The sequence below is a fragment of the Ferroacidibacillus organovorans genome (genome assembly GCF_001642725.1).
GTDB classification, from domain to species: domain Bacteria; phylum Bacillota; class Bacilli; order Alicyclobacillales; family SLC66; genus Ferroacidibacillus; species Ferroacidibacillus organovorans.
In genome coordinates this window covers 1-15,832 of record NZ_LSUQ01000060.1, presented here as the reverse complement: position 1 = coordinate 15,832, position 15,832 = coordinate 1, and the positions used below count along the sequence as shown (strand labels likewise).

Here is a 15,832-nt window from a genome sequence, read left to right as displayed (position 1 = left end):
GCTGTAGGCCACCAATCGGTCTCCGCCAAAGTGCCGCGCAAACCCTTCAGCGATTTGACTGCGACACGAATTCCCAGTGCACAAAAAATAAATTATTTTTTTTTGCATGATGTTCCCTCCGTTTTCTAATGAATGAAAAGACTCCACGCGTAAAGTCCCGAGAGCGTGACAAAAAGTGTGGGTACCGTGAGGAGGAGTCCTGTGCGAAAGTAGTTGCCCCACCGAATCGTGATCCCCTTTTGGCGGAGCACGTGTAACCAAAGAAGCGTGGCGAGTGAACCAATGGGTGTGATTTTTGGCCCGAGATCACAACCGATCACATTGGCATAAATCAATGCGTGTTGCATCACCCCAGTCACGCCAGATGCGTGAATGGCAAGCGCATCGATCATCACCGTTGGCATGTTGTTCATCACGGATGAAAGAAGCGCGGCGATAAACCCGGTGGCCAACGTCCCCGCAAAGAGACCTCCGTGCGTGCTTGCGCGGATGACGTGACCGAGCAATGCCGTAAGCCCTGCGTTCTTTAACCCGTACACCACCACGTACATTCCAATGGAAAAGACGACGATCGCCCACGGCGCGTCTTTGATGACACGCCACGGTTGAATGACGTTGGCCCGTGCACCTGCGATAAGAAAGACGATCGCGATGAGTCCCGCAACGGATGAGACAGGAATATGCAACAGTTCCGTGAGAATGTATCCAAAGAGCAGAATAACAAGAATCACCCACGACGCTTTGAACATGCCTTCGTGGACAATCGCGTGACGCGGGTCGGGAAGATCGCCTGGATTATACGACGTCGGAATGTCGCGTCGAAAGAAGATGTACAAAAAGAGCATGCTTGCGCAAAGTGAAACGAGATCAGGGATTACCATGTGCAGAAGATACGTTACGAAACCGAGATGAAAATAATCGGCCGAAACAATGTTTACAAGGTTTGACGTCACAAAGGGAAGCGATGTGGTGTCTGCGATAAAGCCGCTCGCCATGATGAATGGTAGCATTTTTTTCGTATCGAATTTTAGCAACTTCACCTTCTCAAGCACGATCGGCGTGAGAATGAGCGCGGCACCGTCATTCGCGAAAAACGCAGAGACGATCGCCCCGAGCAAGATGACAAAGAAAAAGACCTTTCGCCCATCCCCCTTTGCGGCAACCGCCATTTTGAGAGCGGCCCACTCAAAAAAACCGATGCGATCAAGGACGGTTGAGAATATAATTATCCCAACGAATGCGAGCGTCGCGTCCCATACAATCGACGTGACGACAAAAACATCAGAAAATGTGACGATATGAAGCAGCAGTGCGAGGACAGCCCCGCCAAACGCACTCCAACCGATGGATAACCCTCGAGGTTGCCAGATGACAAAGATGAGCGTGGCGATAAAAACGCCAATGGAAAGATAGATCATGCAGTGACTCCTTAGGATATTGATCTTAATACGTATCGAATGATTTGTTCTGTGAACGGGTCTTCTTCCTTCGTTGATGCTCTGCGCAATTATGTACAACAGCCGTTCTTCAGCTCCGCGCAGCGTTTCTCTTCATCGAAAAAAGAGTCTGACAAAACGATATCCCGATTCCCATGTTCATTCTGATCCTTACGCTTTAGGATCAAAGAGCCGCGCAAGCCGTGCGAAATCTCTTCAATCGCTTCTGGGTTAGGAAAATAACACGTCCACGGCCCGCGCACTTCCCGTCGCACAAGATTCACCTTTTCAAGCGCCTTTAAATGATGAGACACCGTCGGTTGCGCTAGCCCTGTTTCAGCCACCACATCCGCGACACAACAACCGTTTTCATACGCCGCTATGCGGTCGCAGCACGAACCGATCGCGCCGTTGGCCATGATTTGCAAAATGTGAAAGCGGCTTCGATCGGCGAGCGCACTCAGTCGCGCGCGCAACAATTCTTGATCCATTTGTACCTCCAAATCGTTCCCTTTCAAGTCATCCCCCCTATTCACAACCACCGACATTCATCGTCGTCGATATTCACGATTATCGATATCATAGTCGAGTAAAATCCCGACGTCAAGTAAGCTCCGCGTGGCCTAGTTCTGCCCGTCTCAGCATGACGCTTCATTTCACCCCATTGCCCATCTCACATTGCTGATATGATTCCGCACGGTCTTTTCGCTGATGTACAAGATTTCCGCGATTTCTCGAGTCGTTTTATCCTGAACCAATAACTCAAAGACCTCTCGTTCTCGTATGGTCAGCAGCGATTTCATGCGGTATTCCCTTCCCGCTGACACTGGCGCTATCCCTCCTTGCATTTATCCATCAAGCACAAGGTGCAGGGATACAGTTACGGTATTGTATGAGGGCCGAAATTCTTGCGTGCAGGAACCCGCGCAGAATGGGCAACCACAATCCATAACCCTCAACAAAGATACGCAAAACGGTCAATTAGACGCAAATCTTGTCTATTCTCGTAACATTGCTTGGACAAATTCGCGAATTCTATGCTATCTTTTAACCAGAACCAACAGAAAGCATAGAATACATCGACCAATAGGGGGTCCACAATGAAACGATCCATGACGTACAGCAAGCGCACTGGCCTTGCCGTTGCGGCGACTGTACTCTCACTCGCCACAAGCTTCCCGGCATTCGCAAGCGCCCACACACACACCGCTCACCATGCTTCCGCATTGCGCTCAAGTGCTCTGTCAACACTCTCGATTGGACTCAGCGCCGATCCACCGAAACTGGATCCCAGCCTCTCTAGCGCATTGGTTGATCGCCAGGTCATGGTCAACATTTACGATTCACTCTTTACGATTAATGCAGCAGGAAAATTGCAAAACGATCTCGCCACAGGCGCAGTCATTTCTAAAAATGGACTGACCTACACCATCACCCTTCGAAAAGGCGTGAAATTTCAAGACGGAACGCCGTTTAACGCCACTGCAGTAAAGTTCAATCTTGAACGCGACATGCTGAAAATCTCACCGCGCCACAGCTCCTTGTCACTCATCTCAAAAGTTACTGTCGATGGTCCCTATAAGCTTACGATTCAACTGTCAAAACCGTTCAGCCCGCTCCTCAACGTGTTGTCTGGACGAGCTGGGATGATGGTTTCACCGACTGCGGTAAAAAAAGAGGGCGCGAACTTCCTCAATCACCCCGTCGGAACAGGCCCTTATGAGTATGTATCCCGCGTCATTGGATCGAGCATTACGCTCGTCAAAAACCCACATTATTGGATGAAAGGATTGCCCCATTTCCAAAAAGTCGTCTACAAAATTTTTACCGATCCAAACGTAGAACTCCTGAATCTACAATCGAATGAAGTCCAAATCATTGATACCGTGCCGCCGCAACAGATTGCGACACTTGCAAAAACGCCTGGCTATACGGTGATCAACAAACCTAGCTTTGGCTATCAAGGCGTTTATCTGAATGTGAAGGCAAAGCCGTTTACCAATCTGTTTGTGCGCGAAGCCGTCAATTACGCAATCAATCGCCAAGCGCTCGTAAACGCCGTCTTAAAAGGATCGGCGAGTCCCGGCTACAGTCCATTCGGTGCGTCCTCCCCTGCCTATCGCAAAGCTGAGGACACCCCGCCAAACGTCAATCCGGCACAAATTCGCGCGCTGCTAAAGCGCGGCGGCGAAGCACACGGATTCACATTTACAATGCAAACCGCGAACAGTCCGATCAACGTACAACTCGCCGAGGTCATGCAGGCGATGCTTCAGCCGTACGGCATCAAAATGAACATTCAACAATTGGATTTCGGGACACTTTTAAACAACTCTTCTGATGGAAACTTCCAAGCACTCGCACTCGGCTGGAGTGGTCGCCTCGACCCTGATCAAAACATCTACTCCTTCTACTACACTGGCGCGCCTTTGAATTCATCAAACTATAGCAATCCGCAAGTCGACGCGCTGCTCAATCAAGCGCGCACCGTTTCGAATATGACGCAACGCGCGAATCTCTATGAGAGAGCAGTCGCGATCATCAACCACGATTCACCGTACATCTTTTTGTACCATCCTAACAACGTGCTTGCGTTCAATTCATCCATCCACGGTTTCAACTATGTGCCAGACGGATTGATTCGCGTTGCAACGTTGTCGTAAGGACGTGTAACGATGGGTAGCTTCCTCGCGCGACGAATTCTTCTCACGCTACCCGTCCTCTTTCTGGTCAGTGTCATGGTCTTCAGTCTCATTCACCTCATTCCAGGAGATCCTGCCCGCGTCATCCTCGGGCAGGATGCAACACCTGGCGCGATCGCGGCTTTGCGCGAGCAGTTGGGATTGAACAAACCATTGATCGTGCAGTATCTGGACTGGGTTGGTAACGTTCTTCACGGCAATTTGGGGTTGTCTCTCTCCAATCAGATTGCGGTGGCCACGCTCATCGAACAGCGCTTGCCAGTAACGATCGAATTGGCGATTGGGACGTTTTTGTTCGCCGTGATCATCGCACTTCCGCTCGGCATTCTATCCGCCATCAAACGTGGGAAGTTTGCAGATCTCGTCGCCGCATTTGCGACATCGCTCGGGCTTTCCATCCCGCCTTTTTGGCTCGGCATCATGCTGCTTTTTGCGTTTACCGTCCGGCTCCACCTTTTCCCATCGTCAGGTTATGTTCCACTGACACAAAACGTAGGCCAAAACCTACAATCCATGTTTCTCCCTGTTTTGGCAACCGGAATCCGCGAAGCGGCCGTCTTGTTGCGCATGACGCGGGCAAGCCTTGCCGAAGTGCTCGATGCAGACTTTGTGCGCACGGCGCGCGCAAAAGGCATACGCGGTTACCGAATCATCCTGCGGCACGCGCTGAAAAACGCACTTGTGCCCGTGATTACGCAAAGCGGTCTACAAATCGCAGGACTCCTTGGCGGCCTTGTCATCACAGAGACGATCTTCTCACTCCCGGGATTTGGCAGCCTTTTAGTCAATGCAATCTTTAGTCGTGACTATACGACGATACAAGGCAGCGCCCTCGTCGCCGCCCTTCTCGTCATCCTAGTAAATCTCGCGACAGATCTGTGTTACGGCTTTATCGATCCGCGGATTCGCATGACGCGAGGGGAAGGATAGAGCATGGTGAACATTACTACAGAATCCGTCACACCTGCCGAGACGACCGCGCCATTAAAAAAAGTCCGTAAAAATCGCACGTTAGGGAGAATGGTGCGCAACCCCTCCTTCATGATCGGCGCGCTCATCGTGCTACTGATGGTCGTCGCCGGCGTTTTTGCGCCAGTACTCGCACCGTATCCACCCAATCAGATCAATTTCATGGCGCTTCTTCAACCACCGTCGAGCGCGCACTGGTTTGGCACGGATGAGTTAGGCAGAGATCTTTTCTCACGCGTTCTCTATGGCGCTCAAACCTCGCTCGAAGTCTCTGCGGCATCCGTCGGTATTGGCCTGTTTTTTGGCATTCTCATCGGACTATTGACGGGCTACATCGGGGGGGCGTTTGACGAGTGGTTTGTCATGCGCGTGATGGACTCCATTCAATCCTTTCCCTTCCTCATCCTCGCCCTCGTCATCGGAGCGGTGCTAGGCAGTGGGCTCGGAAACGCGATGATCGCCATCGGCTTTGGATTTATTCCAGGATTTGTCCGTATTGTTCGCGCCCAAGTTTTTGTTCAAAGACGTTCTGAATATGTTCAATCTGCCGTTACGATCGGCGCCGGAACGACGCGGATTCTCTTTGTGCATATTCTTCCAAACATCTTAACTCCGATCATTGTTCAGGCAACGCTCGGTCTCGCGAGTGGGGTGGTCGCGGAAGCTGGGCTCAGCTATCTCGGTCTCGGCGTACAACCGCCAGCCGCGAGTTGGGGATCTATGTTACACACCGCGCAGGGATACATCACAACATCACCCTGGCTCGCCATCTTTCCGGGGCTCACACTCGCAATTGCTGTCCTCGGATTTAACTACCTTGGTGACGGTCTCGCCGATTTGTGGCAACCAAAAAAGAATTAGCCACCCTGCAGATCGGGACTCTATCCCGCCCACAAGAAAAAGGTCCTTCTCGCGAAGGACCTTTTTTCTGCCATGCCTATTTTTTCAACCAACTAGAAAAGGCGTGTCGATTGACATCGCGATTCATCGCCGCAATCGACGTTGTCAGTGGAATTCCCTTCGGACAGACCTGGACGCAATTCTGCGAGTTGCCGCATTCATGAATCCCGCCTTCATCCATCATCGCCTCAAAACGCTCTTCCTTATGCATGGCACCTGTCGGGTGTGTATTGAAGAGTCGCGCCTGCGAGATGGCAAAAGCACCGATAAAGTGAGTCTTTTCATTCACATTCGGACACGCCTCTACGCATGATCCGCACGTAAAGCATTTTGAGAGCTCATACGCCCACTGTCGCTCCGACTCTGCCATGCGTGGACCCGAACCCAGATCGTACGTACCGTCGATCGGCACCCACGCCTTGACACGCTTGAGCGTTTCAAACATGCGCGAGCGATTCACCACCAAATCGCGAACCACCGGGAAGGTGCGCATCGGTTTCAAGTGGATCGGCTGCGTCAACTTGTCAACAAGCGCCGAGCACGCCTGACGCGGTTTCCCATTAATCACCATGGTGCACGCGCCACAAACTTCTTCTAGACAGTTCGACTCCCAGGTAACCGGATTCGTATCTTGTCCTTTTGCGTTTACCGGATTGCGCTGAATCTCCATGAGCGCTGCAATTACGTTCATACCCGGGCGCCAAGCGATTTCAAATTCCTCTGTATAAGGCGCGGCGTCAGCCGACACTTGTCGCTCGATGATGAGATGAACGGTTTTTGGCGATCGCTTCTCCGCAGCTTCCTGTTCTGAAATTGCCATTACACCGTCGCCTCCTTACTGACATCATAGCGTCGCTCGCGCGGTCGAATCAGGGATACATCCACGTCCTGATACGAAATGCGCGGACCGTCCGGCGTCCAATCCGCCATGGTGGTTTTCAGGAAGTTTTCGTCATCGCGATTTGGAAACTCTGGTTTATAGTGAGCCCCGCGGCTCTCATTCCTCAGTAGCGCGCCAATCGTCATCACGCGCGCCAGTTCTAACATATTCCACAACTGACGCGTATAAGGCACCATTTGATTCTGCCACCGCGACGTGTCCGCCATATTGATTTTTTTGTAGCGTTCCATCAACTCTTGAATCTTTTCATCCGTCTTTTGCAATCGGTCATTGTAGCGAACAACCGTCACATTATCGGTCATCCACTGTCCGAGTTCACGTCCGATCACGTAGGGGTTCTCCGTCCCGCGCATCGCCAAGAGCCCATCATACTTTTCCTGTTCCCGCTGTTGCGCCGCCTCGTAGACGGAAGCTGGCACCTGATCCGCTCCCTTGCGCAGTCCTTTTGCGTACCGCAGAGCAGACGGCCCTGTGATCATGCCGCCGTAGATGGAGGAGAGCAGCGAGTTTGCGCCGAGGCGATTCGCCCCGTGATACTGATAGTCACACTCGCCACAGGCAAACAGTCCCTGAATGTTTGTCATTTGATCGTAATCGACCCAAATTCCGCCCATCGAATAGTGCACAGCCGGGAAGATGCGCATCGGAACCTTGCGCGGGTCGTCACCGACAAACTTCTCATAAATCTCAAGAATCCCGCCCAATTTTACATTGAGCACCGATGCGGGGATGTGTGACACGTCAAGATAAACCATGTTCTCCCCGTTGACCCCGAGTTTCTGATCCACACACACAGAGAAAATCTCCCGCGTCGCGATGTCGCGCGGCACGAGATTGCCGTACTCCGGATATTTTTCTTCAAGGAAATACCACGGTTTCCCATCCTTATACGTCCAGACGCGACCGCCTTCACCGCGCGCCGACTCAGACATGAGACGCAGTTTATCATCGCCGGGAATCGCCGTAGGGTGAATTTGAATAAACTCGCCATTCGCATACGTAACGCCTTGCTGATAGACTGCAGACGCGGCCGTACCCGTATTGATGATCGAGTTCGTGCTTTTGCCAAACACGATGCCAGGTCCTCCGGTCGCCAGAATCACCGCATCTGCGCGAAACGCTTGAATCTCCATCGAGCGCAAATTCTGTGCGACAATTCCGCGACAGACCTGATCGTCGTCAATGACTGCCGAAATAAACTCATAGCCCTCAAACTTGTTGACGAGCCCTGCCGCCTCATAGCGGCGCACCTGTTCATCCAGCGCATAGAGCAGTTGCTGACCTGTCGTCGCCCCGGCAAACGCCGTGCGATGATGCTTTGTACCGCCAAAGCGACGAAAATCGAGCAGTCCCTCAGGCGTGCGATTGAACATGACACCCATACGATCGAGCAGATGGATAATGCCTGGCGCCGCTTCGCACATGCCGAGAACAGGCGGTTGATTCGCGAGAAAATCTCCACCATAAATCGTGTCATCAAAATGCTCCCAAGGCGAGTCTCCTTCACCTTTGGTGTTAACCGCTCCGTTGATCCCACCCTGTGCACACACGGAGTGAGAGCGTTTTACGGGAACGATCGAGAACAGGTCGACGGACGTTCCAGACTCAGCGATTTTAATCGTCGCCATAAGCCCTGCAAGTCCACCGCCGACAACGATCATCCGTTGCGATGCCATCTCGATTCCTCCAATACCTTATGCAGTTCCAAACCGTTACGCCGCATACGCAAACGTGATGATTGAATCAACGCCCATAAACGCCAGGATCAAGAAAAGCGTCATCATGACAATCGCAGAAACGCGTTGCGCGCGCGCGCCGACGGTAAAGCCCCAGTGCACCAGAAACGACCACATGCCATTGGCAAAGTGAAATGTCGCCGACACGACACCGATCATCATAAACCAGAACGTGAACGGCTGACTCACGAGATGGTGCACAAACGCAAAGCTCGGGGCACTCCCGCTAAAACGGGTTGTCCAGAGATGATACACGATAAAAATAAACGTTATAACGCCCGTGATGCGTTGCAGTGCGAACATGCGATTGCGAAACCACGTGTACTGTACAGGGTTATAGCCTGACGTGTACGCGACATACAAGCCAAACACCCCGTGATAAATAAGAGGCAGAAAAATAAACAAAAATTCAACCGCATGCAAGTAGGGAATATGTTGAATCGTATTGACAGCCGCATTATACGCGCCTGCCCCCATCGTCACAGTCGAGTTGGTGATGAGATGCTCAATCAAAAACAGACCAACAGGGATAACACCTGACAACGTATGAAGCCTGCGAAATAGATAATCGCGGTTGACTGGCGCACTTGCCAAATCAACGCCCCCTCTCTACCGAGCGACCGCTCAGTGTACGGTTACATGGATGATTGTAGCGATAGTCGAAAGCGGCTGTCAAGAAAACACAGCAGATTCATTCCACGCTCAGACGCGAAAATGAATCTGCGCCTCTTTTTGCCCGACCACCACACTATTAGGAGGCGGCCACACTCCATCATAAGGGATGGCGAGTTGCAGTGCATCATGGTGTAACACCTGCTCATACCAGACCTGTTCCGGTACGCCACAGACAAAGCAGTGCGCTGCGCTCTCACCATCAACCTCATCTGCCCCGGATACAACGCGAACGTCTTGCGCGTACTGAAACAAGAGATCAAAAATCTGCTCTGAAGTGGACATTCGGATGTATCCCTTAACGTGCCGAGATGATCGTTCATCCATCGATGTAACTCCGCTTTTTGACACAGACACAGTATGCCTGTACTGATCACGCCGAACACGTGGAACAGGGCTGCGCAAGATCTCCGTCAAATCCTCAATGATCGCGCTCGCCGTCGGCAGTTCACCCGCACCGCGCCCCATAAATGAGAGTTCTCCGACCACGTCAGCCGTAATCGTTACGGCGTTAAATACGTCGCGCACGCTAGCCAGAGAATCCGCACGCGGAATCATTCTCGGCGTTACGCTCTGCAAAACCGTGCCGTCTTCTAATACGCGCGCCTCGCCGATCAATTTGATCGTACACCCAACGCGTGCAGCCAAGCTCAAATCGTCACTCTGCAGTTTTGTGATGCCAAAACGATCAATCGCGGCGACGCTTGATGGAACAGAAAAGGCGAGATTGGCAAGGATCGACAACTTGTAAGCCGTGTCAAATCCCTCCACATCACTCTCCGGGTCGGCCTCTGCATAACCGAGCGACTGCGCGTCGCGCAACGCCTCCGCAAAGGATTGACCGTCTTCCTCCATACGTGTCAGGATATAGTTACATGTACCGTTTAGAATGCCGCGTATGGCGTATACACGGTTTGCTGTCAAATACGTCTCCACCATGCGCACAATGGGAATACCACCGCCGACACTTGCCTCATACATCAACCTTAACCCGTGTTTCTCTGCGTATGCGATCAACGCGCCTTCATCTTTGGCGATCAGTTCTTTATTGGCAGAAATGACGTGCTTGCCGTGACGCAGTGCTTCGCGAATCAACGTCCGAGCAGGTTCAATTCCGCCAATCACCTCAATCACAATGTCAATGGATGGATCGCGCACAATCTCCAGTCCATCGGTCGTAAGCGCTTCCCTGTCCAAGCGAACAACGCGCTCTTTGTCAGGATCGCGAACGAGTGTGCGAACAACCTGTACGTCGCAGCCCGTTTTCTCAAAAATCGGCTGATGGTTCGTTTTTAACGATTTGACGACGCCTGCCCCAACGGTTCCCAGACCGAGAAGCCCAATGCGAACAACGCGCGGTTGATCGATCATCACTATACGACCTCCTAAATCATAAAGAGCACTCAGCGCGCGATTGTGTTACGTGGAACGGCGCGCGCGAGTGCGTCGCGAAATATCTCATCCAATTGTTCAAACTCTAGTAAAAATGCGTCGTGTCCGTAGACGCTAGCTATTTCTTTATAGACTGCGTCAACCCCCGCTTCACGCGCCGCACAAGCAGCGAGTCTGATCGAGTCCGGAGGATAAAGCAGATCATCTTGAATACCGACCAGTGTGACGCGCGCTGTGATGCGTGCGAACGCATCCGCAAGTGTACCGCGATCACGCCCCAAATGATGCCCATCCATCGCTGTTAATAGGCGCAGATAACTGTTTGCGTCAAATCGACTAACCAATTTCTCGCCGTGATAGACGAGATAGCGTTCGACTTCAAGCATCCCCGAATCACTGATTGATCGACCGAATCGCTCTTCAAACAACGACGCTGTACGATAGGTGATCATGCCGAGCATCCGTGCAACCGTCAAGCCGTCCTTAGGAATTACGCCGTAACGTCCATAATCGCCCTGATGAAACGCTGGGTCTCGCTCGATCGCTTGGCGCATCACCGCGTTGTAACCGATGGCAATGGCAGAGAATACAAGTGGAGCGGCTAATACGACCGCATGCAATACGAAAGAAGGGTAGCTACACGCCCACTCTAGCGCCTGCATCCCCCCCATCGATCCGCCGAGCACCGCGTAAAGGCGAGTGATCCCAAGCGCACACAATGCGAGATGTTGAACGCGCACCATATCGCGAATCGTAATCTCGGGAAACTGGCCTGCATAGGGTTGACCCGTTGTGTCACACATCGAGAGCGGCCCGGTCGTCCCCGAACACCCGCCCAGGACATTCATACAAAGAACGACGTGCCTCTCCGTATCAAGCGCCCGTCCCGCCCCAATCAGAGGTCCCCACCAGCCCGGCTTTTCTGCTGTATCAAACGCGTGGGCATCGCCTGTGAGCGCGTGACACAAGAGAATCGCCTGTTCGCGATGGCGCAATAGATCACCGACCCACTCGACATAAACGACAACATTGTTTAACGTTTCACCGTTTTCGAGCTTCACCGCACCGACTGACACGAGCGCTGAGGAGGCATGGTCTTGTAGATTCTCACTCATTTCTATCATCACTCTCTCCTGCTCCATGCGAAAAGGACCCCCTCACACAGAGGGAGCCCAGTTTTCGCCAAGGTTACCCTCTCATCTTTCAGGACACAGTTGTCCTGCTGGAATTGGCACCGATCCAGGCCATGTAGGCGCTGGAAGGTTGCCGGGCTTCAAAGGGCCAGTCCCTCCGCCACTCTCGATAAGAGTAAAACAATCGTTTTAAGTTGTGATCGAACATTACCACACGCGATTCACTCTGTCAAATCATCCAACCTCTTCAAGCGAGACTGTATTCACGAAAGGCTCGCGAGATGCGCCTTGATCTGCTTTGCTAATCGATCTCCGACACCCGCTTTGCGAAATTCTTCGATTGGCGCTTGTCGCATCTCGGTAAGCGATCCAAAATGGCGCAACAAATGCTTGCGACGCGCCTCACCAACACCCGGGATCTCATCGAGTAAACTTTGAAGCGAATTTTTCCCGCGCGTGTTTCTGTGAAAGGTAATCGCAAATCGATGCACCTCATCCTGAATTCTCGTCAAGAGATGAAACGCCGGGGCGTTACGATCCAGTCGAATCGGCTCCGAATCATCGCCGAGAAAAAGTTGAGAGGTGCGATGCCGATCGTCTTTTGCCAAGCCGCAAACAGGCGTTTGAATGGATAACTCATTTTCCAGCACATCAAGCGCCGCAGTAATGTGCCCCCGCCCACCGTCCACCATAATCAGATCCGGTAGCGGTTGTTGTTCGCGCAACAGTCGCGTATAGCGGCGACGAATCACTTCACGCATGCTTTTATAGTCGTCAGGTCCTTCCACCGTCTTGATCTTATACTTGCGATACTCTTTTGGTACCGCTTGACCATCGACGTAGACCACCATCGCGGCAACCGGGTCTGTGCCTTGCGTATTTGAATTGTCAAACGCTTCAATTCGATGGAGGGCGTCGATCCCAAGCGCTTCTCCGAGTGCCTGCATCGCGCTGACGGTGCGGCTCTCATCCTTTTCAAGCAGGCGAAAACGCTCTTCGAGGGCAATCCGCGCGTTGCGGCACGCCAGCTCAACGAGTTCATGTTTTTTTCCGCGCTTGGGAGTCAACACCTTCGCGTGCAAAATGGCGTCGAGCCCCGTTGCGTCTACCCCTTCAGGAAGCCATACTTCTTTTGGAATATCCGGATTGTCCTGGTAAAACTGCGTAATGTAGGAGGTTAAGTCATCCGATTCGTCACCGTAATGTGTAAAGACGGTCGCGGATCGCTCCACCAACTTACCACCGCGCATCATGAACACCTGAATACTGAGATGGCCTTGATGCGAATAGGAGCCAAAGATATCGCGATCGACGCGATCGGGCAGTGTCACCTTCTGCGTCTCCATCACTGCGTGAATCTGCGCAATCAGATCACGCAATTCCGCCGCGCGCTCAAAATTCATCTGCTCCGCTTCAAAGGCCATGCGCTTCACCAACTCATCTGTGATGCGCTGATGCCCGCCCTGTAAAAACTCGCTGATTTCCCGGGAGATCTTTTGATACTCATCCTCGTTTACCTCAAACTCGCAAGGGGCAAGACACTGCCCAATGTGATAGTAGAGGCAGACTTTTGGCTTTAAGGTTTTACACTTGCGCAGCGGATACAAACGATCGAGCAATTGTTTGGTCTCTGCGGCCGCGCCACCGTTTGGATACGGACCGAAATAGGCCGCCCGATCCTTCTGCACCTTTCGCACAATTTCAAGTCGCGGATGCGTTTCGCGTGTGATCTTGATATACGGATACGTCTTGTCATCTTTTAACAAGATGTTGTAGTGCGGCGTGTGATGTTTGATCAAATTGCACTCAAGAACGAGCGCCTCAGAAACCGTGTCCGTAACGATGTACTCGAAATCCCGAATGTGTGAGACGAGCCTCTGCGTTTTTCCATCATGACTCCCGGTAAAATAGGAGCGCACCCGATTCCGCAACACCTTGGCCTTGCCGACATAGATGACCTTACCGGTTTCATCCTTCATCAAATAGCAACCAGGACGCTCGGGAATCAGCGCGAGTTTCTCTTTAAAGCGCGTCCATTCCAAAGCTTTCGCTCCTTACGTGAAAAGGCGTAACGCCTCTCGCTCATGATTCTGAAGTGTCAAACGTTTGTGTCGATGCCGTTTGGAACACCTTTGCAATCGCGCCGAGTGAGCCTAAAACACCGACTGCGTCGGTCGGAACAAAGATCGTGCTCGCCGTACCCTGCGCCATCTGTTTCAGCGCATCAAACGACTGAAACGCGAGCACACGCTCATCAAGCCCCGCCTCAACCAACATCTGGATACGCTGCTTCTCGCCATTTGCGATCAATCGCAAACTCTCTGCCTGTCCGTTCGCCTCAAGAATCAGTGCCTGTTGTAAGCCTTCCGCCTGGCGAATGTTTGCTTCTTTGTCAGCTTCCGCGCGCAGGATAATCGACTGCTTCTCCCCTTCTGCTCGCAAGATCGCCGCTTGTCGCTCCCCCTCTGCTTGCAGGATGTTCGCACGTTTCTCGCGCTCCGCCTTCATCTGTTTTTCCATCGACGCCTGAATTTCGATCGGTGGATGAATGTCAACCACCTCGACGCGATCAATACGTACGCCCCAGGTCTCCGTCACCTCGTCAAGAGACTGACGCAGTTCAAAGCTTATTCGATCGCGCCCGGAAAGCGTTTCATCCAGTTCCATGTGGCCGACCACTTGTCGAATATTTGACGCTGTGATGTTCTGTATACCTTGAACAAAATCAAAGATGTTGTACGTGGCTTGCTTAGGATCGATAACTGTATAGAAAAAGACCGTATCAATGCGGATTTTTACATTGTCTTTTGTGATGACCTCTTGCGTCGGAATGCTCACTTGCTGTGTCTTTAAATCCAGCCTGCGCGCAACGCGATCAATGAAAGGAAAGATCAGGTTGATCCCGGCCGACAGAGAGCGATGGTATTTGCCCAGTCGCTCAACAATGGCGATCTGCTGTTGTGGAATAATGCGAATGGACCGAAGAACGACCAAAACAACGAGGATTAACAAAACAATCAGAACAATCTCTTGACCTAGCATGATGAATCACTCCGTTCGCTTAGGAGGATTTTCGAGGACCGACGACGAGAAGAGAACTTCTAACTTCCATGATTTCAACCCATTGTCCCGGATCATAGACGTCTTGAGTGGACGCCGAACGCGCGCTCCACACATCACTGCCGACGCGCACCATTCCCGTTTTTCCAGCGTCGATTCGCGAGATCACCACCCCGCGCTCACCCACCAATTCGGAGATGTGTGATTGAAATCCAGACTTTCGATCACGCCACCGCTTCACGAGCGGCCGTGTCAATAGGAGCAGGAGTGCTGCAAGAATTGTAAAGATAGCCGTTTGTTCTCCGAGTTGCTTCATAGAGAACGAGAGCAATCCAGTCACCACAGACGCGACTGCAATCCACATCAAGACAAACGTCGTGCTAAAAAGTTCAATAACGCCCATTCCCAAACCGAGAACAATCCAAACCAGTGGATTCATCCATTCACCTCCAGTGCGACCCATGGTTTCGTTTCATACATCATTGGATAAACTAGCCGTAAATGCAACTGAAAGGAACGATTTTTTTGCGCAAAAACACCTTGCAGATAAAATCAGACATGTCCGCTGAATTGAGCTACATCACGAACGTCTGGGAAACGCTCATGCACGAGGAGTTTCCAGAAGGCCCGTATGGCGCTTCTCTCTATCCGCACGATAAACCTGGAAAGGTGACGCCGTGGGAAGAGAACCAACAGGTGGTTTCACGCTTTAAAGACGAAAACCCGGCTTTTTCCGAAGGTCGTATGCCGCCCCCGGGAAGTGAACCGAACGGGTCTCAGCTCTCCTGAGTGAAAGGTTGCCATGCCACCCGTTTGCGTTCGCTTCGAGTGGCATGCAGCCCTTTTTACTCCTTATTAGCCAGTTTTGCCTTTAATGCCTGCAATTCATCCTCGACGCTGTGATCACCGAGGTGTTCCAACTCATCATCAA

At 52.0% G+C, this 15,832-nt stretch carries 16 protein-coding genes and 1 riboswitch; of the genes, 4 read left to right on the top strand and 12 right to left on the bottom strand.

Going from position 1 to position 15,832, the window contains the following annotated elements:
• The 4 genes from AYW79_RS15345 to AYW79_RS13165 all read right to left on the bottom strand — a co-directional run.
• Positions 1-108: arsenate reductase/protein-tyrosine-phosphatase family protein (locus AYW79_RS15345; RefSeq protein ID WP_472341756.1), on the bottom strand; the 108-nt coding region annotated here is incomplete at its 3' end.
• 17 nt (positions 109-125) lie between these two features.
• Positions 126-1,418: an arsenic transporter gene (locus tag AYW79_RS13175; RefSeq protein ID WP_067566814.1), complete on the bottom strand. Its 1,293-nt coding sequence runs from the start codon at positions 1,416-1,418 to the stop codon at positions 126-128.
• Between the two features lie 89 nt (positions 1,419-1,507).
• Entirely contained in the window at positions 1,508-1,954 is a 447-nt protein-coding gene (locus AYW79_RS13170; protein ID WP_067566812.1) for an ArsR/SmtB family transcription factor, read from the bottom strand.
• 138 nt (positions 1,955-2,092) lie between these two features.
• Positions 2,093-2,284 (bottom strand): helix-turn-helix domain-containing protein, encoded by a 192-nt coding sequence (locus tag AYW79_RS13165; RefSeq protein WP_067566810.1) that lies wholly within the window; start codon positions 2,282-2,284, stop codon positions 2,093-2,095.
• A 252-nt stretch (positions 2,285-2,536) separates the two neighbouring features.
• Here AYW79_RS13165 and AYW79_RS13160 point away from each other — a divergent pair, with 252 nt between their 5' ends.
• Genes AYW79_RS13160 through AYW79_RS13150 form a run of 3 tightly spaced genes read left to right on the top strand, consistent with a single transcriptional unit; the run spans position 2,537 to position 5,968 of the window.
• The gene (locus tag AYW79_RS13160) at positions 2,537-4,099 is read left to right on the top strand and encodes an ABC transporter substrate-binding protein (protein WP_067953329.1); all 1,563 of its coding nucleotides are present in this window, start codon (positions 2,537-2,539) and stop codon (positions 4,097-4,099) included.
• Between the two features lie 12 nt (positions 4,100-4,111).
• A complete protein-coding gene (locus tag AYW79_RS13155; protein ID WP_067566808.1) occupies positions 4,112-5,068 on the top strand; it encodes an ABC transporter permease in 957 nt (318 codons plus the stop codon).
• A 6-nt stretch (positions 5,069-5,074) separates the two neighbouring features.
• Positions 5,075-5,968, top strand: a complete 894-nt coding sequence (locus tag AYW79_RS13150) for an ABC transporter permease (protein WP_231877903.1) — start codon at positions 5,075-5,077, stop codon at positions 5,966-5,968.
• A 76-nt stretch (positions 5,969-6,044) separates the two neighbouring features.
• Here the strand turns inward: AYW79_RS13150 and sdhB are convergent, their stop codons facing one another.
• The 8 genes from sdhB to AYW79_RS13110 all read right to left on the bottom strand — a co-directional run bounded on the left by sdhB (position 6,045) and on the right by AYW79_RS13110 (position 15,340).
• The gene (sdhB, locus tag AYW79_RS13145; protein ID WP_067566806.1) at positions 6,045-6,827 is read right to left on the bottom strand and encodes a succinate dehydrogenase iron-sulfur subunit; all 783 of its coding nucleotides are present in this window, start codon (positions 6,825-6,827) and stop codon (positions 6,045-6,047) included.
• The gene (sdhA, locus tag AYW79_RS13140; protein WP_067566804.1) at positions 6,827-8,584 is read right to left on the bottom strand and encodes a succinate dehydrogenase flavoprotein subunit; all 1,758 of its coding nucleotides are present in this window, start codon (positions 8,582-8,584) and stop codon (positions 6,827-6,829) included. The genes sdhB and sdhA overlap by 1 nt, the downstream gene beginning before the upstream one ends.
• A 36-nt stretch (positions 8,585-8,620) precedes the next feature.
• Positions 8,621-9,238, bottom strand: coding sequence for a succinate dehydrogenase/fumarate reductase transmembrane subunit (locus AYW79_RS13135; RefSeq protein WP_067566802.1), 618 nt, complete (start codon positions 9,236-9,238; stop codon positions 8,621-8,623).
• A 108-nt stretch (positions 9,239-9,346) separates the two neighbouring features.
• Positions 9,347-10,687 carry a homoserine dehydrogenase gene (locus AYW79_RS13130; RefSeq protein ID WP_156481917.1) on the bottom strand — a complete coding sequence of 447 codons (1,341 nt, stop codon included), beginning with the start codon at positions 10,685-10,687 and terminating at the stop codon, positions 9,347-9,349.
• A gap of 32 nt (positions 10,688-10,719) precedes the next feature.
• Positions 10,720-11,850 carry a homoserine O-acetyltransferase MetX gene (gene metX / locus AYW79_RS13125; protein WP_231877902.1) on the bottom strand — a complete coding sequence of 377 codons (1,131 nt, stop codon included), beginning with the start codon at positions 11,848-11,850 and terminating at the stop codon, positions 10,720-10,722.
• Positions 11,851-11,901: 51 nt separating this feature from the next.
• A riboswitch (SAM riboswitch) is annotated at positions 11,902-12,017 on the bottom strand.
• Positions 12,018-12,104: 87 nt separating this feature from the next.
• A complete protein-coding gene (gene uvrC / locus AYW79_RS13120; protein ID WP_082864665.1) occupies positions 12,105-13,883 on the bottom strand; it encodes an excinuclease ABC subunit UvrC in 1,779 nt (592 codons plus the stop codon).
• 40 nt (positions 13,884-13,923) lie between these two features.
• The gene (locus AYW79_RS13115; RefSeq protein ID WP_067566798.1) at positions 13,924-14,883 is read right to left on the bottom strand and encodes an SPFH domain-containing protein; all 960 of its coding nucleotides are present in this window, start codon (positions 14,881-14,883) and stop codon (positions 13,924-13,926) included.
• Between the two features lie 19 nt (positions 14,884-14,902).
• Positions 14,903-15,340, bottom strand: coding sequence for an NfeD family protein (locus AYW79_RS13110; RefSeq protein WP_067566796.1), 438 nt, complete (start codon positions 15,338-15,340; stop codon positions 14,903-14,905).
• 62 nt (positions 15,341-15,402) lie between these two features.
• Between AYW79_RS13110 and AYW79_RS13105 the strand changes: the two genes are divergently transcribed.
• A complete protein-coding gene (locus AYW79_RS13105) occupies positions 15,403-15,690 on the top strand; it encodes a hypothetical protein (protein WP_067566794.1) in 288 nt (95 codons plus the stop codon).
• Positions 15,691-15,832 lie beyond the last annotated feature (142 nt).

What these genes read in the sequence shown, in the direction of transcription:
- AYW79_RS13160 (WP_067953329.1), top strand. Translation starts at nt 2,537, where the DNA reads ATGAAACGATCCATGACGTACAGCAAGCGCACTGGCCTTGCCGTTGCG.
- AYW79_RS13115 (WP_067566798.1), bottom strand. Translation starts at nt 14,883, where the DNA reads ATGCTAGGTCAAGAGATTGTTCTGATTGTTTTGTTAATCCTCGTTGTT.
- sdhB (WP_067566806.1), bottom strand. Translation starts at nt 6,827, where the DNA reads ATGGCAATTTCAGAACAGGAAGCTGCGGAGAAGCGATCGCCAAAAACC.
- AYW79_RS13155 (WP_067566808.1), top strand. Translation starts at nt 4,112, where the DNA reads ATGGGTAGCTTCCTCGCGCGACGAATTCTTCTCACGCTACCCGTCCTC.
- AYW79_RS13130 (WP_156481917.1), bottom strand. Translation starts at nt 10,687, where the DNA reads ATGATCGATCAACCGCGCGTTGTTCGCATTGGGCTTCTCGGTCTGGGA.
- AYW79_RS13165 (WP_067566810.1), bottom strand. Translation starts at nt 2,284, where the DNA reads ATGCAAGGAGGGATAGCGCCAGTGTCAGCGGGAAGGGAATACCGCATG.
- AYW79_RS13175 (WP_067566814.1), bottom strand. Translation starts at nt 1,418, where the DNA reads ATGATCTATCTTTCCATTGGCGTTTTTATCGCCACGCTCATCTTTGTC.
- sdhA (WP_067566804.1), bottom strand. Translation starts at nt 8,584, where the DNA reads ATGGCATCGCAACGGATGATCGTTGTCGGCGGTGGACTTGCAGGGCTT.
- AYW79_RS13105 (WP_067566794.1), top strand. Translation starts at nt 15,403, where the DNA reads ATGCAACTGAAAGGAACGATTTTTTTGCGCAAAAACACCTTGCAGATA.
- AYW79_RS13110 (WP_067566796.1), bottom strand. Translation starts at nt 15,340, where the DNA reads ATGAATCCACTGGTTTGGATTGTTCTCGGTTTGGGAATGGGCGTTATT.
- metX (WP_231877902.1), bottom strand. Translation starts at nt 11,850, where the DNA reads ATGGAGCAGGAGAGAGTGATGATAGAAATGAGTGAGAATCTACAAGAC.